Annotated in this window: 19 protein-coding genes; 7 read left to right on the top strand and 12 right to left on the bottom strand. The window is 69.3% G+C overall.

The annotated features are described in order from the left end of the window. Positions 1-178: 178 nt before the first annotated feature. Both AB0C15_RS01150 and AB0C15_RS01145 read left to right on the top strand, forming a co-directional pair. Entirely contained in the window at positions 179-1,606 is a 1,428-nt protein-coding gene (locus AB0C15_RS01150; protein ID WP_357347380.1) for a DHA2 family efflux MFS transporter permease subunit, read from the top strand. Positions 1,607-1,642: 36 nt separating this feature from the next. Continuing rightward, on the top strand, positions 1,643-3,013 hold the full coding sequence (locus AB0C15_RS01145; RefSeq protein WP_357347378.1) for a carotenoid oxygenase family protein: 1,371 nt from the start codon (positions 1,643-1,645) through the stop codon (positions 3,011-3,013). A gap of 67 nt (positions 3,014-3,080) precedes the next feature. Here the strand turns inward: AB0C15_RS01145 and AB0C15_RS01140 are convergent, their stop codons facing one another. Together AB0C15_RS01140 and AB0C15_RS01135 are read right to left on the bottom strand one after the other, a co-directional pair. Beyond that, positions 3,081-5,078, bottom strand: a complete 1,998-nt coding sequence (locus AB0C15_RS01140; protein ID WP_357347376.1) for an ATP-binding protein — start codon at positions 5,076-5,078, stop codon at positions 3,081-3,083. A 142-nt stretch (positions 5,079-5,220) separates the two neighbouring features. Continuing rightward, on the bottom strand, positions 5,221-5,874 hold the full coding sequence (locus tag AB0C15_RS01135; protein ID WP_357347374.1) for a TetR/AcrR family transcriptional regulator: 654 nt from the start codon (positions 5,872-5,874) through the stop codon (positions 5,221-5,223). A gap of 122 nt (positions 5,875-5,996) precedes the next feature. Here AB0C15_RS01135 and AB0C15_RS01130 point away from each other — a divergent pair, with 122 nt between their 5' ends. After that, positions 5,997-6,416, top strand: coding sequence for a Dabb family protein (locus AB0C15_RS01130; RefSeq protein ID WP_357347372.1), 420 nt, complete (start codon positions 5,997-5,999; stop codon positions 6,414-6,416). A gap of 647 nt (positions 6,417-7,063) precedes the next feature. On the opposite strand, the gene AB0C15_RS01125 is transcribed toward AB0C15_RS01130, so the two are convergent. Beyond that, on the bottom strand, positions 7,064-8,560 hold the full coding sequence (locus AB0C15_RS01125) for an RICIN domain-containing protein (protein ID WP_357347370.1): 1,497 nt from the start codon (positions 8,558-8,560) through the stop codon (positions 7,064-7,066). A 193-nt stretch (positions 8,561-8,753) separates the two neighbouring features. Further along, positions 8,754-11,888 carry an RICIN domain-containing protein gene (locus AB0C15_RS01120; protein WP_357347368.1) on the bottom strand — a complete coding sequence of 1,045 codons (3,135 nt, stop codon included), beginning with the start codon at positions 11,886-11,888 and terminating at the stop codon, positions 8,754-8,756. Between the two features lie 875 nt (positions 11,889-12,763). Between AB0C15_RS01120 and AB0C15_RS01115 the strand changes: the two genes are divergently transcribed. After that, positions 12,764-15,652, top strand: coding sequence for a glycoside hydrolase N-terminal domain-containing protein (locus AB0C15_RS01115; RefSeq protein WP_357347366.1), 2,889 nt, complete (start codon positions 12,764-12,766; stop codon positions 15,650-15,652). 400 nt (positions 15,653-16,052) lie between these two features. On the opposite strand, the gene AB0C15_RS01110 is transcribed toward AB0C15_RS01115, so the two are convergent. Continuing rightward, entirely contained in the window at positions 16,053-17,285 is a 1,233-nt protein-coding gene (locus tag AB0C15_RS01110) for an ice-binding family protein (RefSeq protein WP_357347364.1), read from the bottom strand. Positions 17,286-17,729: 444 nt separating this feature from the next. After that, positions 17,730-19,226: a prolyl oligopeptidase family serine peptidase gene (locus AB0C15_RS01105; RefSeq protein WP_357347362.1), complete on the bottom strand. Its 1,497-nt coding sequence runs from the start codon at positions 19,224-19,226 to the stop codon at positions 17,730-17,732. A gap of 21 nt (positions 19,227-19,247) precedes the next feature. Between AB0C15_RS01105 and AB0C15_RS01100 the strand changes: the two genes are divergently transcribed. Continuing rightward, on the top strand, positions 19,248-19,526 hold the full coding sequence (locus tag AB0C15_RS01100; RefSeq protein WP_357347360.1) for a hypothetical protein: 279 nt from the start codon (positions 19,248-19,250) through the stop codon (positions 19,524-19,526). A 210-nt stretch (positions 19,527-19,736) separates the two neighbouring features. Next, positions 19,737-20,312, top strand: a complete 576-nt coding sequence (locus AB0C15_RS01095) for a tetratricopeptide repeat protein (protein WP_357347358.1) — start codon at positions 19,737-19,739, stop codon at positions 20,310-20,312. Positions 20,313-20,547: 235 nt separating this feature from the next. Here the strand turns inward: AB0C15_RS01095 and AB0C15_RS01090 are convergent, their stop codons facing one another. Next, positions 20,548-20,721, bottom strand: coding sequence for a hypothetical protein (locus tag AB0C15_RS01090; RefSeq protein WP_357347356.1), 174 nt, complete (start codon positions 20,719-20,721; stop codon positions 20,548-20,550). A gap of 133 nt (positions 20,722-20,854) precedes the next feature. Here AB0C15_RS01090 and AB0C15_RS01085 point away from each other — a divergent pair, with 133 nt between their 5' ends. After that, the gene (locus AB0C15_RS01085; RefSeq protein ID WP_357347354.1) at positions 20,855-21,202 is read left to right on the top strand and encodes an AAA family ATPase; all 348 of its coding nucleotides are present in this window, start codon (positions 20,855-20,857) and stop codon (positions 21,200-21,202) included. Positions 21,203-21,244: 42 nt separating this feature from the next. On the opposite strand, the gene AB0C15_RS01080 is transcribed toward AB0C15_RS01085, so the two are convergent. The 5 genes from AB0C15_RS01080 to AB0C15_RS01060 all read right to left on the bottom strand — a co-directional run bounded on the left by AB0C15_RS01080 (position 21,245) and on the right by AB0C15_RS01060 (position 26,210). Continuing rightward, on the bottom strand, positions 21,245-21,451 hold the full coding sequence (locus AB0C15_RS01080) for a P-loop NTPase fold protein (protein ID WP_357347888.1): 207 nt from the start codon (positions 21,449-21,451) through the stop codon (positions 21,245-21,247). A 230-nt stretch (positions 21,452-21,681) separates the two neighbouring features. Beyond that, positions 21,682-22,521 (bottom strand): ECF transporter S component, encoded by an 840-nt coding sequence (locus AB0C15_RS01075; RefSeq protein ID WP_357347352.1) that lies wholly within the window; start codon positions 22,519-22,521, stop codon positions 21,682-21,684. After that, the gene (locus AB0C15_RS01070; protein WP_357347350.1) at positions 22,518-24,152 is read right to left on the bottom strand and encodes an ATP-binding cassette domain-containing protein; all 1,635 of its coding nucleotides are present in this window, start codon (positions 24,150-24,152) and stop codon (positions 22,518-22,520) included. Before AB0C15_RS01070 ends, AB0C15_RS01075 begins: the two co-directional genes overlap by 4 nt. Next, positions 24,149-25,327: a CbiQ family ECF transporter T component gene (locus AB0C15_RS01065; protein WP_357347348.1), complete on the bottom strand. Its 1,179-nt coding sequence runs from the start codon at positions 25,325-25,327 to the stop codon at positions 24,149-24,151. Before AB0C15_RS01065 ends, AB0C15_RS01070 begins: the two co-directional genes overlap by 4 nt. Positions 25,328-25,331: 4 nt before the next feature. Next, on the bottom strand, positions 25,332-26,210 hold the full coding sequence (locus tag AB0C15_RS01060; RefSeq protein ID WP_357347346.1) for an LPXTG cell wall anchor domain-containing protein: 879 nt from the start codon (positions 26,208-26,210) through the stop codon (positions 25,332-25,334). Positions 26,211-26,214: the final 4 nt, after the last annotated feature.

Genomic DNA, 26,214 nt, shown 5'->3' with positions numbered 1-26,214 from the left:
CACCCCGCTACGGCACGGGTGCACGCCGGTGCCAGTTTCTCGGACATCGGTGGACGGTGTCGGACGGACGTGGACAGCGCCGAACTGTGGAACGTGGACGCCGCTGAGCCGAAGACTCCTTGTCGAGCGGAGCCGTCACCCCCGGGACGGTTGCGACACCTAGGGGCAGGAGTGAGTGATGTCCACCGTCTCGGCGGCAAACCCGGCCGCCATCACACGGCATCCGCGTGCCGTCGTGGTCCTCGCCACCGCGCAGTTCCTGGTGCTGCTCTCGACCTCCATCGTGAACGTCGCACTACCGTCGGTGCGCGCCGGCCTCAGCCTCAGCGCAGGGGCGCTGACCTGGGTCGTCAACGCTTACGTTCTGGCATTCGGCGCGCTGCTGCTGCTCGGTGGGCGCCTGGCTGACGTCTTCGGGCAGCGACGGACGTACACGATCGGTCTCGGCGTCTTCCTCGTCGCCACGCTGGCCGCGGGGCTTGCGCCCACCGCGGAGGTCTTGCTCCCGGCGCGGGCTGGGCAGGGCGTCGGCGCCGCGCTCCTGTCCCCCGCGGCGCTGGCGCTGTTGCTCCGCCTGCATCCTGGCCCGGAGGAGCGCAGCCGCGCCGTCGCCGTCTGGGGTGGGGTGTCCGCGGCCGGGGGCGCAGCGGGAGTGCTGCTCGGCGGCGTGCTGACCGACTCGCTGGGCTGGCGTTGGGTGTTCCTGGCCGCCGTCCCCCTCGCCCTGGCGGCGCTGTTGCCCGCGGCCCGGGTGCTGCCGGCAGGCGAGAGTCGCACCCGGCGCTCGCTCGACGTTGCCGGTGCGGCGCTGGTGACCGCCGGCGTGGTACTGGCGACGTACGCGGTGGTGCAGGGCGGCGCAGACGGCTGGCTGACCGTGACCACGGCGCTGGTGACGGCGGCCGCCGTGGCGGCGCTCCTGGCTTTCGTCGTCGTCGAGCGCAGGCAGGCACAGCCCCTACTGCCCCTGCGGCTGTTCGCGAACGTCGACCTCAGCCGGGCCAACGTGGCAATGGCGTTGCTGGGCACCGTCTGGGTCGGGTTGTTCGTGGTGCTGCCGCTCTACCAGCAGCAGGTGTTGGGGTGGTCACCGCTGGAGTCCGGCGTCACCCAGCTTCCGTTGGCGCTGGCAAACATCGCCGCGGCCATGCTCACGCCCCGGATCGTCGCACGCGTCGGAGCGGCGGCGGCCACTGTCGGCGCGCTGCTGCTGCTCGCCGTGGGACTCGCCTGGCTGGGTACCGCCGGCACCGACGGAACCTTCCTGCGGGCGCTACTCGGGCCCACAGTCCTGATCGGCCTCGGTATCGGTGCGGCCTTCGTACTGCTCACCGACGCGGCTACCACGGGCGTGGCCCCCGGCGACGTCGGCGTCGCGGGTGGCCTGGTGAACACCACGCGCCAGGTGGGCGGTGCGATCGGTCTCGCCGCCATGCTCGCGGTGGCGAAGGCGCGTACGTCGGCCGCGCAAGCCCTGCCTGCCGTCGAAGCACTCGCCGCGGGGTACCGCGCCGCACTGCTCACCGCCGCGGTCGTCGCGCTGCTCGCCGCTGCCGTCGGCGCCACCGGGCTGCGCCGGCGCGTGGTCCGCCGTCGGACTCCCTGACCGAATGCCCCTGTCGCACACAAAAGGAGACGTCACATGTCTGTCACCTCAGCCGCCTCGGTCGGCAATGCCCCGAAGCCGTACCTGCAGGCCCACTTCGCCCCGGTCGTCGACGAGATCAGCGCGACCTCGCTGACCGTGCACGGTTCGCTGCCCACCGAGCTCGATGGGCGCTACTTCCGCAACAGCCACAACCCGCTGCCCGGCGTCGTCCCCCCGAACTGGTTTTCCGGCTCGGGCATGATCCATGGCATTCGGCTGCGCGGCGGACAGGCCGAGTGGTACCGCAACTCCTGGGTCCGCACCCCCGCGCTCGACGGCGCCCCCTACCGCCGTGCCGACGGCAGCACGGACCTGACCGCGAGCGTCGCGGGGACCAACATCATTGAGCACGCCGGCAGGATCCTCGCCCTCCAGGAACAGAATCTGCCGTTCGAGATGACACCCGAGCTGGCCACCGTCGGGCCCTACGACTTCGGCGGCACGTTGCGGACCTCGATGACCGCCCATCCCAAGGAGGACCCCGCCACCGGCGAGCTGCACTTCTTCTCCTGGTCGCCCTACCCGCCGCACGTCACCTACTACGTCGCCGACTCCTCAGGGGAGATCGTTCGCACGGTACCCGTGCCCGCCGCCGGGCCGACGCTGCAGCACGACTTCGGTCTGACCACCAACTACGTCGTGTGGCTCGACATGTCACTGGTGTTCGACCACACGAACCCCGGCCTGCCGTTCGGGTGGAGCGACACGTATGTCCCGCGCCTCGGCGTCATGCCCCGCACCGGTCCCGCCGAGGTCCGCTGGTTCGAGGTCGAGGCCGGTGCCCTCCTGCACGTCGGCAACGCCTACGAGGACGGGAACGGCAGCATCGTGGTCGAGGGTCCGCGGTACGACCGCAGCGCCTGGGAAGTCACCGACAAGTTCACCGTCGGCGCCCCCGGTCACCTGGGTACGGCCAACGGCGGCGCGGTGCAGACCCGCTGGGTCCTCAACCCTGGCACCGGGAAGGCCGGCGAGGTCGTCGTCGACGACCTGGTAACGGAGTTCCCCACCATCAACGAGGACTACCTCGGCCGGCCCAACCAGTTCAGCTACGCCATGGCCTTCCCCGGCGGCGGGCTGGACGAGTACGCGGTGGTCAAGATGGACGCCAGCAGTGGCCGGACGACGGTGGCCCGGATGGGCGACCGGCGGATGCCCGGTGAGGCCGTCTTCGTGCCCAGTCGGGATGGCACCCGCGAGGACGACGGCTGGTTGCTCACCCTGGTCAGTGACACCTCTGCCGATGCCTCCCAACTACTGGTCATCGACGCCTCGAACCTGAACACCATCGCGGCCGTCGAGCTGCCCCGCCGGGTGCCCTCCGGCATCCACGGCAACTGGATCCCGGACTCGAACCTCGGCTGACGGCCCGACCGGCAGGCACGGAGAACCCAGCCATGGGGGTCTCCAGACTCGGACGGCCGCCGCTGGCTCACCTGGACGCGACTTCGGCTTCCCACAGCACGTCGCTCACCCGGGCGACAGCCGCGCGCAGGTGGCGGCGATAGGTGCCGAAGGGCAGGCCGAGGCGTCGCGCTGCCGCCTCCTGGGTCGGGGCGCCGGCGAAGTAGGTCGCCGCCAGCGCCGCGTGGGCCTTCACGCCGGCGAGGTCCGTACGCATCGAGTCGGCCGCATCCTGCACCATGGCCCGCAGAATGGCGACCGTGTCATCGTCGGCCGACGTCAGGAAGCTCCGGCGCAGCAGGGAGTTTGACGCGAAACCCTCGGGGTGACGCCAGGTCTGCAGAGCGAGGCGGACGTACTCGTCGAACTCCTCGCGCCGCAGCTCGGCGTCGCCCCGCTGGTCGGAACACGGCGGCGGGATCGGTACTGCGGTGTCCAGGTCACCGACACTTGCCGGAACGTCACCGCCGACAACGGCGTGGAACCACTCCTCGAACGACTCCAGCCGCCAGTCGTTGACGAACAATCCGTAGGTCGCGTCGCCGACGCGCACGCGGCGACCCGAGTCGGCCATGGCACTGCCGAACCGAGCCGCCCAGGCCTCCATGTCCTGGTAGACATCGAAGTCGTGCGCCCTCCCGGTCGCTCGACGGGCCTCGGCCAGCGCTCGCCAGTGGTTCAGCTCAAGCACCGGCGACGGTTGCTCGTACGCGGCGGGATAGACCGCGAAGCGCGTGATGGAGATGTGCTCGCCAGGCCACGCCGGGCTGGTGTCGTTGCTGTATCCCCAGGCCGCCGCGACCACCGGGTCGGTGGCGAGATCCGCAGGGTCGGCCGGCACGGGCAGCACCAGGTGCGCCGAGAAGGCCAGAACCTCGGTCCCGCGGGTATCCCGGAAGACGTGGAAGGCCTGCGGCTGCTTGGCGTACCAGTAGGAAACCAGCTGTGCTGACTCCTCGCCCTCGGCCGCACGGCACAGTTCGAGCACGCGCGGGAGGTGCTCCGGCGCCATGTCGTCCTCGTACACCTGACCCTGGCGTGCCCACGAGTACATCGCGCCCACGAGCCGCACGTCGCGGTAGAGGTAGAAGGCGCGGCCCATCGCCTCGAGCATCTGGCTGGCCGGGGCTTCGCGCGCCTGGCGGAGGTATGCCTCCAGCAGCCGCAGCCGGACAGCGTCGTACGCCTGCGGCGACCGCCAGCGCAGATCGGCGGCGAGCGTCTCCCGTGCGGCGTCGTGCGGGAAGAGCCCCTGCGGCGAGGACTCCATGAACGGCTGCCCGCGCAGCCAGTCGAACAACGCCCGTGCGTCCTCGCCGGGCAGGGCCGTGAGCAGCAGTTCCTCGGTCGTCGAGTAGGCCTGAGCCGCTGCCTCCAGCGCTCGCTGGTGGGTGGCCGAGGGGACGTCGCCTATCAGCCGTGTCATCAGGGTCGCGAGTACCTCGCCCGTCGGTGTCCAGTCCTGGGTCTGCTGGTCAGGGCGCTGTACGACGGCCGCGGCGAGCGACAGCGCGAGGGGGTTGCCACCGGCAAAGCCAGCAACGGCTGGCACATCCGCTGCTCGGACACCACGAGCCGCGAGCAGCGCACGTGTCTGCCCGGGCGTCATGGGAGACAGCTCGAGCACCCTCAGGACCTGGGACCAGCCCGGGTCCGTCGACCACTCGACCTCGGGCCGCGTACGACCGCTGAGCACCACGAGGGCACCGTCGGCGAGGCGGGGCAGGAAACGCTCGCGCAACCACCCCTCGATCCACTGGCACTTCTCGAAGGAGTCCACGACGAGCACTGCCGAGCCGTCCTCCAACACCGCGGCGGCCGACTGCTCGAACTCCTGCGGCGACTGCCCGACGAAGCGCCCGTCGACCTCGACCACCGACCGTCCCGCCCGCAGCGCCGCCCGCGCCCACAGGCGCGTCAGCGTTGTCTTGCCGATGCCACCCGGTCCGTGGACCCAGAGAACAGCGACCGCCGAGCCATCGGCCAGGGCGTCACGAAAGGCAGCCTGCTCCTGTTCGCGGCCCACGAAGGCGTGCTCGCGCGCGGCTTCGAGTCGGCCTGCCAGAACGCCTTCGGAAGAGGGGGAAACCAACTCCGACCGCATCGTGCGCTACTCCCGGTGGCTCGTTGGCGGTGCTTCGAGCACAACTCTCCCAGACCGTCGGCCCTCAGATGTCGCGCTCCGAGCCAGGGTTGTTGCCCGGCATGCGCATGGCGGTCACGGCCGCGAGAAGTCCGTCGGTCAGCCGCTCGATACCGGCGGGATCCAGGTCGACGCCTCGGACGACGACGCGCCAGTAGAGCGGCCCGATCATGAAGTCCAGCGACTGGTCCACATCACAGTCGGCCGGCAGTTCACCGCGCTCGATGGCCCGGCGCAACATCTCGGCGGCCACACCCCGACGGGGGCCCTCGACGGCACCGCGCAGCAGTGCCGCAAGTTCGGGGTTGTGCTGCGACTCGGCCATGATCGCCGGGATGATGCGGCGGGCCAGCGGGTGACGCACGGCGTCCACTGTGCTGCTCAGGAACTGGCGGAGGTTGCCGCGCAGCGCGCCGGTCTCGGGGAGGTTGACGCCGTGCACGGCGACCTCGGCGATCAGGGCGAGCGCCATCGCGTCCTTGCTGGGCCAGCGGCGGTACACGGCGGCCTTGCTGGTGCTCGCGCGTCTGACGATGGACTCCACGGACAACCGTCCGTAGCCGACTTCGGCCAGTTCCTCGAAGAACGCCGCTCGGATGTTGGCGGTGAGGCGTTCGTCGAACGGTTGCCGCGACGTTTGTCGACTCTTGTGGCTGTCAACTCCTGGTCGGTTCGGCACCTCCGCACCATACCCAGGACGGAACGGTTGCGTCTCGTATCGATCGGCACTACCGTCGCGACGAGACCGACCCGTCTCGCCTGATTGTCCCTGCCGCAGCACCAGATGAATCGAGGTCGACCGTGATCTACCACGTGAACCGCCTGACGTTCCGGCCCGAGGTCGATGAGCGACAACGAACGGATGCGCTCGACCGGCTGCGCCGGCAGGGGTCGGACATCGACGCCGTGAAGTCCTGGGTGGTGGGCCCGGACATCGGCGGAGACTACGAGTGGGGCGCCGTCTTCGCGATCGAGGACCTCGAAGGCTACTGGGAGTACCTCATTCACCCGGTGCACTTCGATAGCGAGAAGGCGGGCCTTCCGCTGATCGACCGTTTCGTGTCCTTCGACATCACCGACGACGGCGAGCCCGAGATCGGCGCACACATCGCGCAGCTCCACAAGCGCAGCTACGAGGAGAACCCTGAGCTCGCCCAACTGGTGGCCGACGTGCCGTCCTTCGCGGCGGGCGCGGTGCCCAAGGACGCTCCGCAGCCCTGACGCGGACGTCCTCGCCCATCTGCACACTCCGGTGCTGGTCCTGGCGATCAGGAGCTGTTCCGGGGTGAGCGTGAGAGGTCTCGCCGCCAGGAGATCGTCGACGAGGATCTGCCGCCAGAAGAATCAGGCGCTGCGCAAGCTTCGCGAGAAGGCACCGGCGTCGTCGGGCGACCAAGAGATTTCCTGCAGCATCACCCGTGGTGTGGCCGTGCCGGCTGTGTTCACACCGCAGGGCGACGACAACGCTGGCGGCCGTCGAATCGATTCGACTACCGCCAGCAGTGAAGCCCTGACCCGGAGCCGCAAAGCTGCCGGGTGAGTCACAGGAGGTTACCGTGCATCGTACGAACGTCCGCGGGGGTGGCCGATTGTCGGCGTCGGTCAGCGGGTTGGCCGCGATCGTGGCGCTCGGCCTGCCCCTGGCGCTGGGCGAAGTGAGCACCAGCGGCGGTTGACAAGCCCGACCGCCAGCAACCAGCTGACGACCGTTGTGATGTCAACTCGGACTCGCGGTCGAACTGGTCGGCTGCCTCTACCAGCAGCTCACCGGGCTGGCCTGCCCCACGCCTGTGCGGTCACGGATGTCAGCCAATCGGGTGTGGCAGACCGTGCCGCACGGTCTGCCACCCCGCCGCGGTGAGCCCCGGTCAGACCTCGGTTCTTGTCCAGCGCTGGTTGATGGCGCTTCCGCAGGTCCACTGCTGGATGTCCACGCCGTCTCCGGTTCCAGACCGGTACACGTCCAGACACTTGCCGCTGTGCCGGGCTACGAGCCGGAAGTTGCTACCCTGAGACTGCCATTGCCACTGCTGGTTTTGGCCGTTGCCGCACGTCCACTGGACAATGTTCGCGCCGTCTGCGGTGGAGGCGGAGGCGACGTCGAGGCACTTGCCGCTGTTCTGGTTGACAATGCGGAAGAAGCCGCTACCGGCGTCCTCGAAGCGCCATTTCTGGTTGCTGCCGCCCAGGTAGCTCCATTGCTTGATCTCGGCGCTGTCGGCCGTGGACTGCCCGATCACGTCCATCACCTTGCCGCTGTTGATGTTGTTGATCCGGTAATGGGTGACCGACGGCGGGGGCGTCGTGGAGCCACCGCCGATGGTGTCGCCATAGGCATAGCGGACCCGGTCGGCACCAGAGGTGTTGCGGATGGTCAAGTTGAGATCGGTGCCACTGCCACTGAGGGCGAACATCGAATACCAGTCGTGACCGGAGCCGGAGTTCTTGCCGCCGATGGCGGGCCAGTAGGTGCCGCCCATCTGGTTGTCACGCATGACCTGAGCCATGGCGCGGATGTGGCGCACGAAGTTGTCGGTGCTGTTCGCGTCGGCGTAGTTGAGGCCGTTGTCCATGGGCCCGCCGAACTCGGTCGCGACCGCCCGGGAGGCACAGTTGCCCAGACGCGTCTGCATGTGACTTCGCCAGGCGTCGTAGGTCATCGAGCCGTAGAAGAAGGCGTAGTGGTGGAAGGACAGCAGCGTGCCGTTGAAGCGGCTGTCGTTGCAGACGTCGCGCAGGTCCTGGCTTGCGCCAGTGCCACCGATGAGCACCCGGCTGGGCACGGCCGAGTAGTGGGTGCTGAGCCAGTTGGCTGCGATGTCGCGCCACTGCGCCGAGCTGTAACCGCCCGGCTCGTTCATTGGCTCGAAGTACACGTTGGTGTTCGAGCCGTAGGCGCTGGTCACGCTGGACCACATCGTGTTCCACGCGGCCAGGTTCGCGATCCTCGCGCCCGAGGAATGGTCCGTCCAGAAGGCGAGGATGACCTTGAATCCACGGGCAGTAGCGGCGTCAATGGCGCCCCGGTAGGCGTTCCACCAGGTGGTGTTGGCCACTGTCTGTGTGTTGATAGGCAGCCGGACGGTGTTGATCCCCATGGTCGAGGCCATGTCGTCGTAGAGGGCGTTGGCCTTGGCCTGCACGGTCGCGTAGCTGTCGGATTGGCTCAGGCCCTGCACGACGAGCGGGCTGGTGCTGAAGTTGTCACCCAGTTGAGCCCAGTTCATGCCTCTGAACTGGCTGGTGGCGGCAGCGGCTGGGCCGGCGGTAGCGGTAATGGCGATTGCCGTCGCGGCAGCCGCGGTCGCCATCACCGCACTGGTGGCCACGAGCCTGGCCACTAGCGACAGGGGGCGGCTGAACATGGCAGGTCGCATATTGCGTCGTCCTTTCTGTTGGGGGACGGGGACGGGACGATGCAGGTCCTATCGGGGTAACGTGGCGGCCGGACCCGCCGAACGGGCGAACCGCCTCTGTCGCTCGCTGCTGATGGCCAACGGACGCTCCGGGTCGGCGGCCTGTGCGGGTGAGCCCTGTTGGCCGTCCACGCGACCGGCATCACGGCCGGACGGCCGCGACGGTATCGACGACGAGACTGCCGCTGCGCACCATGATCTCCACGGTGTGCGTGCCGGCGCCGAGGTTGCGCAGGGCGTACGTCTGGTAGAACTCGGGAGAGGCGAGCGTGCTCGCTGCGGAGTTGACCACCGTGCCGTCCACCGTGACCTGGAGGACGGCCGAGCCGTTGTTCGGCCCGATGATGTCCAGTCCGGTGCCGGCGAACGTGTAGGTCAGCGTCGAGCCGCTTCCCTGGCTGGTGGAGAGAGACCGCTGAACGTTGTACATACCCTTACCGTTTTCGTGCGCCCAGGACCCGCCGTACACCAGCTTCCTGGCGGGCGGGTTGGCCAGGTCGGACATCTCCAGGTTGTCCAGCACCTCGGAGTAGTACGGCGGGCTTCCGTCGACCGTCTCCACCCGGAGGTTGTCAAACCGGGTGAAGTAGTAGCCGCTGCCCAACGTGATTCGGCCGGACAGCTTGGGATTCGGGTCGGTGTAGGTGGCCAGTGTGACGCCGTCGAGGTAGGCGGTCACCGTGCTTCCGACGCCCCTCAGCGCGATGGTGTGCCACGCGTTGTGAGCGGTGTTGAACCCACCGATCCGCACGCCACCGGCGCCGCTGACCACGTTGCCGCTGGCGACCGCGCTGTTGTTGACCAGCAACTGCCAGCCCCCGTCGAAGGTGAACCTCACCGAGTACGGCGCACCGTTGTCGCCGTGCTGCTCGCGGATGCCCAGCCGGGCGTGGTTGGCGCCGTTCTGGGTGCTGCTGTTCTCGAAGGAGACGTCGACACTGGCCTTGTAGTTGAGCCATCGGCTGTCACCGATCCTGGTGACCGCGTCCCCCCCGTTCCACGCACCGCCCAGGCCCTGGCTCGGGCTGTCCAGCTGCTGGCGCAGCACGTAATTGGTCGATCCGTCCGGCTGGTACGCCTCGAAGGCGCCGTTGCGGTCGCTGGCGTAGCGCGGGATGACGCTCCTGGCGCCGCCACGCGACGTGATGAAGTCCTCCGTGTCGGTGATGGTGCCGCCACTTCCGAGCACCGGGACCGTCTTGCCGGAGTAGTCGAAGCCGTCGGCGTAGAGAATGTTGTCGCTGGTGCTCTGCACGTCGCCGGTGATGTCGGTGTCCAGCACGGTGCGCTGGCCCTCCACCGGCAGGGGTTCCAGGTACTCGGGCTTGGTGTGGTTGGCCAGCGTCGTCACGGTGACGACCGAGTTCGGCCTGACCGTCACGGAGTACACCCCGCCGCCATCGGCCGGGACGCTGCCGAGGTGCTTCAGGTAGTTGGCGTTGAACGCCTGGCCGGGGTCGGCCGCGCGGGTTTCCCACAGTTGTAGGGCCGGAGTGCCGGAGTAGGCCATGTTCACCGGCCGGAGGCGGTACGACTGGGTGTACTCGCTGTCGTTCATGAAGACCGTGGAGAAGTTGCGCCTGTCGGGCGCGGCGAGCGTGAGATAGCTGGGCGTGCCGTTGCGTCCGACCACCGGGTTCGTTCCGGTCGCTCCGGTGTAGCTGGATTCGGGGACGGCGCGCCAGATACCGGCCGTGTTGCTGGAGTTCTCCCAGCCGGTCTTGGCGAACCAGCTGAAGTGCCGCAGCACGTCGATGGCGGCGTCGTAGTGCAGCCAGCCCGACCAGGGATCACGGGCGCTGACGACCTCCTTGTAGGAGTACTGCCCACCCTCGTAGAAGGACCCGATGGCCGGTTGGTAGATGAAGTTGGTCCGGCGCGAGTTGACGAATCCCTTGATGATGGTGTTTCCCATTTCGAGCGCACTGTTGGTACCGCCGATGCCGGTTCCGACCACCGACGGGGACCGCATGTTGTTGTTGGGGCGGAAGGCGGAATTGCCGAAGGTCGCCTGTGCTTCGCTGTTCCAGATCTCCTTGTCGTAGTCCATCGCCAGGCGCTTGAAGTTGCCGGCGCTGTCGTCGTCGGGGCTGTAGTGGTAGCCGGCCGCCGCCACCACATCGCGCAGGCCGGCGTCGCCGATCATGCTGCCGCCGAACGACCCGACACCGACCTCGTCGGAGATGACGACCTTGAGCTGGTTGTACCGGGACTGCTCGGTCGAGTTGGCGAAGTCGGCACTGTCGGTCCGGACCCGGTTGGCGTAGGTCTTGGTCCAGTTCAGGTCCGCCCCGCGCTCGTTGAGACCCGGGTTGACGTAGTCGACCATGAACCCGTAGGTCCGGTACGCGCTCAGGATGGTCTTCTTGAACCAGGTGTAGACCTTGTCGTTGCTGTTCACCCAGCCGGGGGAGTTCCAGCGCAGCAGGGACACCTTGACGTTCGGGTTGACCTTCTTCGCGTCGGCCGCGAGTTGGAAGCCCTGCGCACGCTTGACGTTGGGGGTCTCGGACTCCCAACGCATGGTCGAGGGGTCCGGTCCGGTGGAGTTGTTGCGGTCGTTGCCCATCTCGATCTTCACGTTGGTGAAGACCGGACTCTCCCCACCGAAGAGGACCCGCAGCAGCTGCGCGTACGCGGTCGGGCTCTGGGCCTTGTAATCCATCAGCAACTCGCTGGTGCTGTTGGCGCTGAGCGCACCGAAGCCCTTGAACGTCAGGCCGTTGACGTTGCCGGCGCGGATGTTGTTGCCGTCCACCGTGATCGTGCCCGATCCCGGAGTCGACACGTCAGTGACGATCCACTGCTGGTTGGTGCTGCCGCTGTTCGCGTACTGGACGAGGTTGGCGCCGTCGGACGTGCTGCCCCCGCCATCCAGGTACAGCCCGTTGGCCCGGTTCCTGAACTTGGTGTAGCCGCCGGAGTCCTCCCGGGTCCACTGCTGGTTGGTGCTGCCGCTGCCACTCCACTGGCCGCAGCTGGATCCGCCCGTCGTGCGGCCCATCCCGTCCAGGTACAGGCCGGTAGCCCGATTCTTGATCTGCACGTAGTCGCCGACGGCATCGATCGTCCACTGCTGGTTGTCGCTGGACGACGAGGAATACTGGCCGACTGCGGCGCCGTTGGCGGTCCGGCCCATGCCGTCGATGAACTTGCCGGTGGTCCGGTTGCCCAGTTTGACGTAGGCAGCGGCTACTTCCATGGTCAGGCCCACTGGCGTGGCTGCGACCGGCATGGCCACCACGTACGTCAGGGCAAGCGCTGCGACCGACAGCATGCTCAGCGCGGTGGGCCTGAGGCGGGTACGGCGCGGGCAGGCTGCCCCCGGCGTCTGCCGAAGCGGAGCGGATCGAGGGCTGGTCATGAGATCTCCAGTCAACCGGCCAAGGTGTGGCAGGCGACGCCACAGGCTCGCCGGCCTGCGGTGTCCAGAGGTGGCACATCGTCGCCTGATCGCATCGAAGCATATTTATACCACCTCGGCCCAGAGAAGCCACGAACCGATCCGAGACGTTCAAGAACGTTCAGACTCGAACATCCGGCCGTCGGGCTGGAGAGCCGCGAGGTATCCACCCAGTGGCCGCGGCCCGCAGGCACAGGCGTCTCAGCCGGACGATTAGGGCGTCGGCCGTGGTACCGACGGGCCTTTCATCCTACCTTTGCTGCGGCTTTTGTAAGGATTGATGCAATTCAAACCCTCGCTACCAGATAGATAAGTGGAAATCCTTGACTCAGTGCTCGTGTTGCTGGTTAATCACATCTAGATGTCGGCCGTGTTCACCCGCCCGGGTGGTCGACGGAGGCGGTGGATCGGCCCGACTCGACGGTGTGGCGGCTGGCAACGCCTCGGTCGACCTGAGCGGCACCTGGGGCTTCACGCCCGCGGGCCGGGCGGCGACCACGATCGCGGTACCCGGTGGCGGTTGGTACAAGCAGGGTCTCACCGACGTGACGAGGCGGTGTACTCGTGCAGCAGCACCGGCCGGACTCGGGGCAGCCGCAGTCGACCTGGATCGAGTTCGGCGCTGTCAACCACCGGGCGACGCTCTCCGTCCAACGCAGAACCGATGCCCGTAGTCCAGACCCGACGGGCTGCGGGCGCCAGACGAAGTGACGCACAACCTTCAGCCTCGGTGTCGAAAGGACCCTCTGATGACAGACCTACCCGTGAGCCGTAGGCACCTGCTCGCCACCGCCGCGCTGACCGCCGGCTCGGCTGCCCTGATCCCGGCCCTGGGGGCCGGCCGGGCCGCCGCCGTCGCGCCTCAGGTCACGCTGCCCGAGCGCGGGATCTACGACGCGACGGCGGCGACAACCTGGACGGACGGGTTCCTCATCGGCAACGGCGAGTACGGCGCCGTCCTGTACGGAACGCCGACCCTCGAGAAGGTGATCTTCAATCATCACCGTTTCGTACTGCCCAACGGCAGCCGGGGCGTGACCCCGCCGGTGATCTCGGGGCGGCTGGCCGGTGTGCGAGACAAGGCGCTGGCCGGGAACTACGGCGGCGCCAACACCGACTTCGCGGCCGGCTGGAGCCTGCGCTGGACCCAGACCTACCACCCCGGCTTCGAGTTGCAGATCAGCACTCCCGGCATGACCACGGCCAACGGGTACGCCCGCATCACCGACTTCCGGACCGGGGAGGTCACCTCCACCTGGACCGACAGCAACGGCACCTGGACTCGCCGCGCCTTCGCCTCCCGGGCCGACAACGTCGTCGTACACGAACTGACCCCGGCATCCGGCCGATCGATCGACGCGACGCTGAGCGTCAACACCTCCCTCGCGGGCGTCCCCGGCTCGGTCCGTTTCACCACCCTGGCCAGCGTCATCGACGGCTCCGGCTACCTGAACCTGCGCGGCACCTACCCGTCCGGGCAGGGCGCGTTCGGCTTCGAGGGCGTCACCCGGGTCGTCGCCACGGGTGGCACGGTAGCCGCGAACGGCTCGACCATCGTCGTCACCGCGGCAACCAGGCTCCTCCTGCTGACCAAACTCGATCGGTACGAGTCACCCACAGCTTGGGACAGCAAACCGTTGCACGCAGCGCTGGCCGCAGTGCGCACCGACTATGCCGAGCTGCGGACCCGGCACGTCACCCTGCACTCGGCGATGTACGACCGCTCCCGCCTGGACCTGAACGTCTCCGCCGCCGACCGGCAGCTGTCGACCACCGCACTGATCGCCCGGCAGAACGCCAACCGCAACACCATCGATGTGGCCCTACTGGAACGGCTCTACGACAGCGGCCGCTACCTGTTCATCAGCTCCAGCGGCGTACTGCCGCCGCGGTTGACCGGAATCTGGGCCGGCACCTGGAACGGCGCCTGGGCCGACGATTTCACCACCGATGCCAACATCAACCTTCAGGTCGCCGGCGGCAACATCCTCGACCTCACCGATGCCATGCAGGGCTACTTCAACCTGATCCTCGGCCAGCTCGCCCACTGGCGCACGAACGCTCGCAACCTGTACGGCGCCCGCGGCTTCCTGGCCCCATCAAGAACCGACGGCGAGTACGGATACATGCTGCACTTCGACCCCGGCTTCCCCGGCCAGTGCTGGACCGGTGGCGCGGACTGGTTGCTCTACCCGCTGCTGGAGTACTACCAGGTCACCGGGGACCGGACGTTCCTGGCTGAAAAGCTGGGACCGGCGCTGATGGAACTGGCGCTGTTCTACGAGGACTTCCTGACCCGCACCGACTCGGCCGGCCGTGTGGTGTTCGTGCCGTCGTTCTCGATGGAGAACTCGCCGGCCAGCACGAGCGTCCTGCTGGCGATCAACGCCACCGGCGACATCCAGGCCGGCAGACACGCCCTGCGGGCCGCCGTCGAGGCTGCCAACGCGCTCGGTGTCGAACAGGGCGCCGGTCAGGGCGTCGCCCGCTGGACGGCCCTGCTGGCGAGGATTCCGCCCTACACGGTCAACGGCAGCGGTGCCCTCGCCGAATGGTCCTGGCCGGGGCTCACGGACCGCTACAACCATCGGCACGTCCATCACCTGTACGGCGCGTGGCCCCTGCACGAGATCAACCCCGAGGAGGCGCCCGGTCTGGTCACCGCCGCGCTCAGGGCCCTGGCGCTGCGCGGTGACGAGAACACCTCCGCGCACGGCAGCCTGCATCGAGCCCTCGCCTCCGCTCGACTCAAGGACGGCGCCGGCGTCTACAGCAACCTCCGGAAGATCATCGGCAACAACATGCTCTTCCGCTCGCTGATGACGGCACACAACCCAAACCTGGAGATCTACAACGCCGATGCGGCCAACACACTGCCGGCCGTGCTCAGCGAGGCGCTTGTGTACACCAGGCCCGGCGTCATCGAGCTGCTGCCCGCCGTGCCCGGTCAGCTCGCCAGGGGCACCATCACCGGCGTCCGCGGACGCAACCAGGTCCGCATCCACAGCCTCTCCTGGGATCTTCCTGGTCGCTCGGTGACCGTGGCACTCACCTCGACGATCACCCAGGCGATCACCCTGATCAGCCGCCGCGGGATCGCATCCATCACCACCTCCGTAACGGTCACCCCCTCGCCGCTCGGCCCGCAGGCCCGGGTGATCTCGTTGGCTGCCGGGCAACAGATACAGGTCGTCGTAGGTCTGCCCGCCGCCGCCGGCGGCGTCGTCCGACTGGTCAACCGGCGCAGCGCAAAGGTGCTGGACGTCAACGGCGGGTCCACCACGGACGGGGCAACTGTCATCCAGTGGCCGTGGACCGGCGCGGCCAACCAGCAGTGGCGGCTGCTGCCCAACAGCGATGGCTCATTCCGGCTGGTCGGTGTCAAGAGCGGGAAGGTCCTGGACAGTCCAGGTGGCTCGGGCCAGGGCGCGGCGCTCGTGCAATGGGCCGACAACGGCGGACGCAACCAGTGGTGGAATCTCGTCCCGGCGGCGACCAGCGGATACTACCGGTTCGTCAACGTGAGCAATGGCTGGTGTGTCGGGGTCGAAAATGGCTCCACCGCAGACGGCGCCAGGGTGGTCCAGCAATCGGTCAGTGGCGAGATCAGCCAGGAATGGCAGATCCTTGATGTCTGAGGCGGGAGGTCAGAGGCGCCGGTCGCAGCGGCTCCGGGCGACGGGCCGCCAGATCTCCGCCTGGTGCCCGCCAGCCCTCCGATCCGTCCGCGCCGCCCCGGGGCGGTCCTGGACGTCCTCGATCTCGCACCGGGTGCGTCGTCGTACCGACCGAGTGGACGTTGGACTTCGCGCCGCCGTAGGGCAAGGCCGCCAGCGCGGTTCGCGCAGACCTACGTGGTGCGCTGCGACGGCGGCCGGCTCTGCTCTACCTCCGCACGAGCGCGAGGACGACGCCATGCGCGAGTTGGGGCGCACCGGCTGACCGTCCAGGGCGAATATCGTCGGCCCGCCCCCCAGCGGGGAGCAGGCCGACGACGTGAGGTGGGCCCGGCCGGAACCGCACCGGCCGGGCCACCGATCAGGACTCCAGGCGTCGACGCCGGGCGAGGAAGAGCGCGACCGCGCCCAGGGCGACCATCACACCTCCGACGCCGGTCATCGCCGGGACCACACCGCCGCCGGTGACCGGCAGGATGGGTTGCCTGCCGCCACCACCAGGTCTGCCAGGCGCGCCGGGGCTGCCAGGCGCGCCGGGGCTGCCAGGCGCGCCGGGGCTGCCAGGCGCGCCGGGCGCTCCGGGAGGTCCGGACGGACCAGGTGCGCCGGGGCTACCGGGAGCGCCGGGGCTGCCGGGCGCGCCGGGGCTACCGGGAGCGCCGGGTGCGCCGGGGCTACCGGGTGCGCCGGGGCTGCCGGGCGCTCCGGGTGCGCCGGGGCTACCGGGTGCGCCGGGGCTACCGGGCGCTCCGGGTGCGCCGGGGCTACCGGGTGCGCCGGGGCTACCGGGCGGGCCCGACGGGCCGGGTGGGCCGGTGGGCCCGGGTGGGCCGGTCGGTCCAGGCGGGCCGGTGGGCCCGGCGCAGATCGGTGCCGTGATGACGTTCGTGTCGAGGGTGACGGCGGCGGTGCGCGCCAGCGCGCGGCCCTGCAGGGTCGCGCCCGTGGCCATCGTGATCGCGGCCTGAGCCATGATGGTGCCCACGAAGGTGGTGCCGGTGCCGATCGTCGCCGAGCTGCCGATCTTCCAGAACACGTTGCAGGCCGACGCCCCGTTGGTCAGCACGACGCTGCTGTTCGACGCCGTCGTCAGCGAGGAGTCGACCTGGAAGATGAACACCGCCGACGGGTCGCCCTGGCCGTTGAGCGTCAGCGCCCCGGTCAGTTGGGCCGCACCGATCCGGTAGACCCCGGCGTTGAGCGTGTTGCCACCGAGTTCCGCCGGAAGGTTGGTGAACGGGGTCCGACCGGCGGCGTCGTTGAAGGCGATGGTCAGGTCGCTCTGAGCTTGGAGCGCGACCGCGTCGCCGAGGTGTACCTCGCCGCCGATGGTGGCCGTGCCGAAGCCGGACGCAGTGTTTCCGGGGAACCGCCCGAGGCTCTGGGCCAGAAAGCTGGGGCCGGTGTTGGTTGGCTCCGCTCCGGCGAGGACGGAGAAGTCGGCCGCCGTCCCCAGGTTGACCGGTGCGTCCGCGGCGTTGGCGGCGGTCGAACTGAGGAGCAACAGGCTGGCTGCCACCGTGGCGGCTGCCCCAGCCGCGAGCGTCGGCAGGACCACCCGCCGCCGTAGCCAGTGTTTGGGTTTGGCTGTCACAGAACACCCTCCGTGGGTACTACTCGCAGGAGACGCCCAGCGAGTGGCGTCCTGCTTGATACGGCATGAATGGCGCCGACGAAGCGCGCTGACCACCACATCACGTCAGGTGTTCCAATGAGGGCAAATCAGGATAATAGTCCTGCCATCCAGCTGAATCGGACCGACATTCGCATTCGCATCCGCCGAGCTCAGCAGCAGGGCAGGACGTCCAGTGAGCGGGCCAAACGTCACCCCCGCAGCTTCCCCGAGGATGGCGTCGATCCAGACCCGCGAACCCCGAGTGCCGTCGCTGGGATGAAGCTCCCCCACACCTCCGCAGGTCAAAGCCCTTTCGGTACGTGGCCAGAGCCCCGTTTGAGGTGGCGTGGACACCGATCGCTGCGTGAGTCGAACCGGACCCCGCAATGGCCTTCGCCTACACCACGAACGTGGACGTGCCCTTCAGGCCGTCACCAGCCAGCCGTGCACCGCAGTCGTCGCCCGCGGGCCGCCGCTCATGCGTGAATGGCCTGAGTCGGGGAAATACCACAGCTCTACATCGCTGCCGAGCGCGCGAGCCCGCAGGCACCATTTCAGTGACTGTGCGGGGCTGACCTGCCGATCACCGTCGGAAACCAGCAACAGGGTCTTGGTGGTGAGACAGGTGGTGAGGTTGCGGTACGGCGACAGCTCGGCCAAGGCGCGGTACGCGCGCGGACATCGACGCAAGTCACCCCACTCGTCCCGGTCTGACGCGGTGAGCGGTGAGGTGTCGTCGAGCAGCGTGGGAATCGGGTCCAGGAAGCCGTTGGTCATCACCGCGACGTCCACATCGGCGCCGAATTGGTTGAGCGCGGCACCGACGAGAAATCCACCGGCGCTCGCGCCAACCAGGCCGAGTGCGGTCACCTTGATTCCCGGTTCCGATCCACCCCGCAGATGTTTGACGGCCGCACGCAGGTCCGAAACGGAGACGTGCCGGCGCGGGCCGCGGCCGGCCTCGTGCCAGCCGTCCGGTCCCCCTCCGCCGCGTACCCCCACCACTCCGACTGCGAGCCCGGCGTCGGTGAGGGCCCGGATGCCGTCGATCCCGTCCAGTGACAGGCGCACCCCGTAGGCGCCGTACACGAACAGCACCAGCGGGCCGGTGAATCCGGCGGTGTTCGTCGTGGGTGACCAGGCCAGGCTGACCGGAACTCGGGCGTTGTCGGCCGCCACCATGACGTCTTTGCGTGCCAGTGCTGGCGGCGCCAGCGCCGGGACGCTGTCCGCCACGGCCAGGCGGGAGCCAGTCCGGTCCCATGCGTGTACGCCCGGCGTTTGGCCGGCGCACCGTTCGAGCACCACGCAGCCCACGGATTCGGCAAAGCCGGTGAGGGAGAGGTCGAAGCGGCCCGGTCCGTGTACCAGGATTTCGTCGCGAGCGGCGGGGGTGGGTAACAGGGGGAAACGCAACACGCGTTCCTCGCTGTGGTGAGTGGCGCGCACCAGCAGTCCGGCGTCTGTTGCCCGAAGGTCTTCAGGGGTGCCGATGCGTCCCAGACGCCGGGTGTGCCGTCGGTCACCGATGGGCGACCGGGTGGTGACGGTCAGATGTGTGTCGCCGACCGCGTCGGTCGACAGCTCGCAGAAGAGCGGAGCGCCTCGCCAGAGCCCCACGTCGCACCGCTCGAGGCTGGTTGCTCGGGGAAGGACGGTGGGCGGCCGGTTCAGCGCTGCGAGTTCCAGCGCCGTCACCCGCCAGTGGGACCGGACACCGTCGGCCACGAGTATGTACGCCGGGTTGCTGGCGCGGCGTATCCGCAGCCGGCTGCCCGCACCGCCCTGCGAGACCAGCACGGTGCGGTCCGGTCCCCTCCGGTCCAGGTCGCGCACCCGCAGTGTGGTGGGCCACCCTCTGGCGTCGGCGGCCACGTAGACGATCCGGTTGCCGTCTGCGGACAGCAGGCAGTCCGGCACGCAGGGTGGCGTCTTGTCCAGATGAGCATCACCACGTACAGCAGGAAAGCCACCAGGGCGGCACTGGGCAGGGTGCCGGTCGCGGCTCGCCAGGCGCCCAAGCACAGCAGCAGCAGCAGCAGCAGCAGCAGCATGCTGAACTGCGCCACGACCTCGGCCGCCGGGCCGATCATGGCGCGTCCCCGCAGGCTCGCGTCCGCCGCCTCCCGCAGTCGGTCCGACCGCAGGCCGAGCCGGCGCTCGACGAAGGACGAGGCTCCGAAGGCCCGGATGGTGAAGATGGCCGACAGCGAGCGGTGAAATTGCCGCGTGGTGCCGGCCCAGTTGCCCGGCCGGGATCTCCACGACCCGGCCCGCGGCGGTCGTGCGTAGCCGCTGGACCATGCGGTTGGCCGAGCGCCCGAGCAGGATCTGGATGCCCGCCTTCAGCGCCGACGCGGCCACCCTCGACGAGTCCGACGCGCTGCTGCGCCGGACCCTCGACCTGGCCGAGCGGGCCGGCGACCGACTGTGCCAGGCCCATGCCCAGATCGGCCTGTGCTACCTGGCGGACTGGCGAGGGCAACACCAGTCAGCCCTGGAACACGCAAGCCATGCCCACGAGATGTTCCGAACTCTCGGCTTCGCGGCCGGGCAGGCCGAAGCCTCACCCGAATCAGCTGGAGTCACGCAGAGCTCGGCGAGTACCAACTCGCGCTCACCTGCGGCAACGATGCCCTCGGACTGCATCAGAACCTCGCCAACCTGGACGGGCAGGCCAGCACCTGGCACGGCATGGGTTTCGCCCACTACCGCCTCGGTCAGTACGCGCAAGCCCTCACCTGCTACCACCACGCACTCATCCTGCTGCAGGATTTGGGCAACCGCTTCTACGAGGCCCAGGTTCTCGTCGGACTGGGCGACACCCATCACGGCCACGGCAACCTCGACGCCGCCGGCGATGCGTGGCGGCAGGCCCTGATCATCTTTGACGACCTGCATCATGCGCGCGCCGCCGCCGTGCGCACCCGGCTGCGCACCCTCGCACCACCAACGCTGACGCCGTCCGCGCGGGCCGAATCTGCGAGCCCTGGCCAAGTGGAATAGTTGTCCATAACGGCGGTGTTCCCGGCCTCGACGAGGGCGCCGCAATCGAACAGGCACGCCGGCATGGCGATGTGGTCGAGGTCGCGGACCTCCCGCTCCCCACAGACCGAGCGCTTTCGAGGTGGGCGGCGCGGATGAGCCCGGCCATGGATGGGCTCGCATCGTGCCGTTCTGCGCGAGAATCAGTCATAGCCTCGGCCGGTCGGGCTGGCGTCGCGCTCGTCAGCGTGCGGGCCTACGCCGGCTCGCGCACACCGCCGGCGTTGCCACCGTCGTCAGGCATCGGTTCGGCCAGGGCTTCTGGCAGTTCGTCCGGTGTGTCGGGTAGCAGCGCGCCCGCGTCGTCGGGCACCGGCTCACGTGGATCGATGGGTGGATACTGTTCGGGGTCGAGATCCGGTCCGGTCATCAGACGAGTATCCATCGCCTCGGGGTCTGCCGCTCGTCAGGCGGAGGGGCCGGCGGCTCACCGCCTTCGGGTAGCTCGGTCAGCAAGCCGTCTCAACCGGACTCGCCACCGACACGGGTGGCACCATCGAAGGATGCCAATGCAGCTCCTCGAGCGCCGGGCCGCGTTGACCACGCTGAGGGCCGCCGTCGAGGCCGCGCTGGGCGGTGCCGGCTCGGTGGCCCTGCTCACCGGTGAGGCGGGGATCGGCAAGACCAGCGTGGTGCGCCAACTGCTCGCCGAGGTCGATCCGGCCGTGCGGGTACTCTGCGGCGGCTGCGACGATCTGATCGCCCCTGCACCTCTGGCGCCGCTGGGCGAGGCGGTGGCGAATCATGGGGGTCCGCTGGCGACCGCCCTGGCCGCGCCGCACCTACCGACCGCAGCAAACGCCGCAGCCGGGGCGTACCCGTTGGTCGCCCGCAGCTACGGCCATGGCTGACAACCAGGCCCACCGGAACGGGGAGCAGGAACAACCGGCGACCTACACAACCTTCCCCCACCAAGGCTTACGCACTAACTCGAACTCCCATGGATCCATTCGAACCACGAGAACGTGCCCGAGCGCAGAAAGATCCTTCGCGATGAGGTTAAGCGCTGTCGACTTACCACCACCCCAGGCGCTGTGAATTCCGACAGTGACCGGGTCTAGACCTCCCGAGCCCACAATGCGCGCGACGACGTCGGCGATGGCATCAAAACCGAGAAGATCTTCGTCGGCGGCTAGCTCCCACGACCCTCTAGGGCAGCCGCGTGCTACACATGTCCCATTTCTAAACCACCAAAAGGTGCGTCAGAACGCGCGTGACCATAGCGGAAGGCAACGACAAACACAGAGCGACTGGGCAGCACACGGCGACCATGATTGCGAGCGGTGCCCGAAGACCTCAACTGGTCCCCTGGAGGGCGAAACTGGTTGCCTTACGCATGTCGATTCGTCGTTGCGTTGGCGTCCACGTCAGTGACAGCGCTCGTGAACTTCGGGGTCGCTTGGAAGTGCGCCCGGCGGGCTGCACGGCGAAACGCACCCAGCACGGCTGGTCCGGCGAGGGTGACGAGGACGGCCGTGGTGACCGCCCGTCCGGTGTCCCAGCCCAGCGAGGTGACGCTGAAGAAGGTCAGGTACCGGTGGAGTTGTTCCAGCATCGGCAGACCGGGCTGGTAGGCGATTGAGCTGGTTGGGTCGAGGGAGAACGGCCAGAACGACAGGTTGAGCATGAAGCCGAAGAAGTACCCGCTGACTGCGGCGTAGGCGGCGAGCAAGAAGATTTCCGCCCGTCCCCGGACCCTGGGCAGCAGGCCGGCGAACATGCCGACCCAGGCGCAGCCGAACATCTGGTACGGCATCCACGGTCCCACTCCCCCGGTGAGCAGGGCGGAGGCGAACAGTGACGTGCAGCCGAGCGCGAACCCGAATCCGGGCCCGAAGACCCGACCGGCGAGGACGAGGATGAAGAAGACCGTCTCGATGCCCGCCGTGCCGGCGCCGAGTGGTCGCAGGGCCGCGTTGATCGCGGACAGCACACCCAGCATGGCGAGCGCCTTGGCGTCGATCCTGCCGTCGGCGATCTCGGCGAAGATGACGGCGAGGACCAGGAGCAGCAGCACCCCGAACATCAGCGGCGGGGTCTGGGTGGAGCCGAAGGTGCCCGGGGCGACGACGAACGGCCAGAGGAACGCGACGAAACCCAGGAACGACGCCATGGTGATCGCGAGCACCGCGCGGCCGGGCACGCGGACGGCGACGGTCAGCGTGCTCACGTGCGTACCTCCGGATTGTCGAGGGCGGCGGCGACCTGCCCGACCGTCAGGTAGGGCAGCGGCGCGAGGATCTTCGCGACCTGCGGGGCGAACGTGGGCGACGCGGTGAGCACGGTCGGGACGGGGCCGTCGGCGATGATCTCACCGTCGGCCATGACCACGACCCGGTCGGCGGTGGTGGTGGCGAACTCGACGTCGTGGGTGGCCACGACGACGGCGCGGCCCTGTGCGGCGAGGTCGTCGAGGGTACGGGTCAGCGCAGCTTTCGCCTGGTAGTCCAGGCCACGGGTGGGTTCGTCGAGGAGTAGCACGCCGGGGGTGACGGCGAGTTGGATGGCGAGGACCAGGGCAAGTTGCTGCCCGGCGGACAGGTCCCGGGGGTGGCTGTCGCCGTCGATGCCGGCGGCGATGGCGTCGAGGAGACGCCGGGCGGTGCCCGGTTCGGCGCCGTCGCGGTCGGCCTGGTCGAGTTCGGCGTCGACGGTGTCCAGGTAGAGCAGGTCGGTGGCGGTCTGCGGGACGAGGCCGACGAGTCGGCGGGCCCGGCTGGCGCTGACCCGGCCTGGGTCGAGGTCGCCGTGCGCCGGGTCGGGCACGCTGATGGTGCCGCCGTCGCAGCGGCCCGAGCCTTGCAGGGCCCAGAGCAGCGATGACTTGCCGGATCCGTTGCGGCCCATGAGCGCGGTGATCTCACCGCGGACCAGTGTCAGGTCGACGCCGCGGACGGCGACGACCGGTCCGTGGCGGACGATCACGCCGGCCGCGGTCAGGGCGTTGCGGGCGTCGCCGTGGGAGTGTCGGTGTGGTCGCGGCGGTGTCGGGGGTAACCGGTCACGTAGGGCGGCCGCGTGCCGGCGGGCGTCGCGCACGGACAGGGGTAGCGGTGACCAGCCGGCCAGGCGTCCGAGTGCGACCACGGGTGGCGCGACGGTGGTGCCGGCGATGAGGGTGGCCGGGTCGCCCTGGCGGACGGTGCCGTCGCGGGTGACGTGGATGAGCCGGTCGGCGTACGGCAGGACGCGTTCCAGTCGGTGCTCGGCCAGCACGACTGTGACGCCGAGGTCGTGGACCAGTCGGGTGATGGTGGCGAGGACGTCGTCCGCGCCGGTCGGGTCGAGCGCGGACGTCGGTTCGTCGAGGACCAGTACCCGTGGGTGGGCGGTCAGCGCCGCGCCGATAGCGACGCGTTGCTGCTGACCACCGGAGAGTTCGTGCAGGCCACGGTGGCGCAGGTCGGCCAGGCCGAGCAGGTCGAGGGTCTCCTCCACCCGGGTCCGCATGACGGCCGGGTCGAGGGCGAGTTGCTCCATCCCGTACGCCAGTTCCTCCTCGACGGTGTCGGTGACGAACCCGGCGACCGGGTCCTGCCCGACCACGCCGACCAGGTCGGCGAACTCGCGGGGTGGGTGGTCGGCGGTGTTCCGGCCGGCGACGCGGACGCTGCCCTGCAGGGTGCCGCCGCTGAAGTGCGGGACGAGGCCGTTGATCGCACCGAGCAGTGTCGACTTTCCCGCGCCGGTGTGCCCGACGACCAGGCACAGCTCCCCCTCGTCGATGTCGAGGTCGACGTCGCGCAGTGTGGGGCGGGACGCCCCGTCGTAGGTGATACTGACGCGCTCGAAGCGGATCATGACGGTGCTCCTGCGGTGTCGGCGGCGCGGCCTCGCACAGGTTCGGGCTCCGGGCGGTGGGGGCGCGGGGGTGTCGGTGCGGCGATCGCGGCGAGGGCGGCGACGAGGATCGCGGCGGCCGGTAGGGCGGGCAGGCTGGGCCAGTGCAGCGGATAGAGGCTCGGGTTGACCGCGGCGGGGTCGTAGCCGGTGCCGGCACTGAGCACGACAGCAGTGACGACGCCGCAGCCAGCGACCGTCCACTCCGGCCACTGCCACGGGTCGGGCCGGTACCGGCTGCGGGAGACGCGACGCCCGCCAAGGGCGAGCCCGGCCACGCAGAGCAGCACGCCGCCGCCGAGACCGCCGAGCCCGACGGGGCGGGGAACCCCTGGGTCGAGCAGTCCGTACGCGCCGACGCACAGGCCCGCCATGCCGGTGAGCATGAGGACTCCGGTGAGCCGTCGCGAGGCGGGTGTGGCGGTGCCGACGCGGCCGTAGCCGCGCGCGTCCATGGCGGCTGCCAGCCGCAGCGACCGGTCCAGGGCGTCGTGCAGGACCGGCATCATGATGGCCCGAAGCGCGCCGAAACCCTTGGTCCGTCCGGCGCGGAGACGGCGGGCTCGGGCGACGCGTTGGACGCTCTCCACCAGTTGCGGTGCGACGCTCAGCGAGACGGTGACGGCGACACCCAACTCGTAGAGCGCACCGGGAAGGACCCGCAGCGCGCGTTTGGGGTTGGCCAAACTGTTGGCGGCGCCGATGCAGCACAGCAGACAGGCCAAGCGGAGCCCATCGACAGCCGCGGACAGGGTCGCCTCCAGGGAGACCGGACCGCCGATCTGGATGCCCGCGTACCAGTCGGGGGTGGGCAGGTGCGGAAGCCGGAACAGGATGTGGTCCTCGGGGGTCATTCCGGAGGCGAAGACCGTCCGGAACACCACCCGGATCGCGATGATGATCAGGGCCAGGTAGAGGTAGTAGCGGAACGCCCGCGCCCAGGGTGCGTCGGTGCGGCGGACGGTGACGACGAACCCGAGCACCGCGAAGATGAGCAGCAGCAGCAATGGGTTGCTGGTGCGGCTCGCGGCGGTCGCGAGGGCGAGCGCCCACAGCCACCAGGCCACCGGGTGCAGGGGGCGAGGCAGCCGGGCTACCGCGAGGCGGTGCGGGAGATTGGTGCGGATCGGGGGCATCGGGTCAGGTGCGGCGTCGCCGCCAGCCGACGACACCGCCGACCAGGGCGAGGACGGCGAGCAGGCCGACGGTGATCAGTGCCGGCAGCGCCGAGCCGGTGTCCTGACGGGCAGCCGTCGCGGTGGGCGCCGCGTTTAGGATCCGGGGTCCGTCGGGGGTCGCGCTCGACGGCCTGGGCGACACTCCCACTGCTGAAGGCGTCGGGCTGGTCGGAGGCGTCGGCGTACCGCCGATCGGGACGGATGTCGGCGCTCCCGTCGGGGGGAGGCCGGGTGGGGGGTTGCCGACTCCGGGGTTACCCGGTGCCGGCGGGTTGCCGGCAGCGGGCGGGTTGCCGGCGCCGGGCGGGGCCGTGGGTGGCGCGGCCGGGGGTGGAGCGGTGGTGGGGGTGCCGATCGGCGTGTTGTTGCGGGCTCGGACGCTGTCCGGGCTGAAGGTGGGCCGGCCCTGGGTGCCGCCGATGTCGGTCGCTCCGAAGATCCACAGGTCGACGCTGCCGGGCTTGGGTTTGTAGCTCATCGCGCCGAGTTGGCTGTAGACCCAGGTGTTCTGCCCCGGGTCGGCGTGCCAGTACGACCAGTAGGCGCTGGCTGGTGGGGTGAGAGCGCACCTCTCGTCGGCGGAAGTGGGGTACTGGGTGCCGCCCTGGTGGCCGGCGTAGCCGATCCGGCAGATGAACGCCGGCCCGTCGTGCTGCGTCCCGGTGGTACGCCAACCACCCTGGTTGAGTAGTTGGTAACCGGTGGTCGGGGTGGTGCCGCAGGAGCGCAGGAGTGGCCCGCCCCACTTGCTGAAGTCGACGGCGAGGACTACCCCGGACGATGTGGTGCACTGCCCGATCGGCAGCGGCGCGGCCACCGCGGTCACGGGTGTCCCCGCCACCATG

This window comes from Micromonospora sp. NPDC048835 (genome assembly GCF_040649995.1).
Lineage (GTDB): Bacteria > Actinomycetota > Actinomycetes > Mycobacteriales > Micromonosporaceae > Micromonospora.
Note: the sequence above shows the minus strand (reverse complement) of the source record. Positions and strands in the feature narration are given on the sequence as shown.

What these genes read in the sequence shown, in the direction of transcription:
- AB0C15_RS01150 (WP_357347380.1), top strand. Translation starts at nt 179, where the DNA reads ATGTCCACCGTCTCGGCGGCAAACCCGGCCGCCATCACACGGCATCCG.
- AB0C15_RS01145 (WP_357347378.1), top strand. Translation starts at nt 1,643, where the DNA reads ATGTCTGTCACCTCAGCCGCCTCGGTCGGCAATGCCCCGAAGCCGTAC.
- AB0C15_RS01125 (WP_357347370.1), bottom strand. Translation starts at nt 8,560, where the DNA reads ATGTTCAGCCGCCCCCTGTCGCTAGTGGCCAGGCTCGTGGCCACCAGT.
- AB0C15_RS01120 (WP_357347368.1), bottom strand. Translation starts at nt 11,888, where the DNA reads ATGCTGTCGGTCGCAGCGCTTGCCCTGACGTACGTGGTGGCCATGCCG.
- AB0C15_RS01115 (WP_357347366.1), top strand. Translation starts at nt 12,764, where the DNA reads ATGACAGACCTACCCGTGAGCCGTAGGCACCTGCTCGCCACCGCCGCG.
- AB0C15_RS01100 (WP_357347360.1), top strand. Translation starts at nt 19,248, where the DNA reads ATGAGCATCACCACGTACAGCAGGAAAGCCACCAGGGCGGCACTGGGC.
- AB0C15_RS01090 (WP_357347356.1), bottom strand. Translation starts at nt 20,721, where the DNA reads ATGACCGGACCGGATCTCGACCCCGAACAGTATCCACCCATCGATCCA.
- AB0C15_RS01085 (WP_357347354.1), top strand. Translation starts at nt 20,855, where the DNA reads ATGCCAATGCAGCTCCTCGAGCGCCGGGCCGCGTTGACCACGCTGAGG.
- AB0C15_RS01070 (WP_357347350.1), bottom strand. Translation starts at nt 24,152, where the DNA reads ATGATCCGCTTCGAGCGCGTCAGTATCACCTACGACGGGGCGTCCCGC.
- AB0C15_RS01065 (WP_357347348.1), bottom strand. Translation starts at nt 25,327, where the DNA reads ATGCCCCCGATCCGCACCAATCTCCCGCACCGCCTCGCGGTAGCCCGG.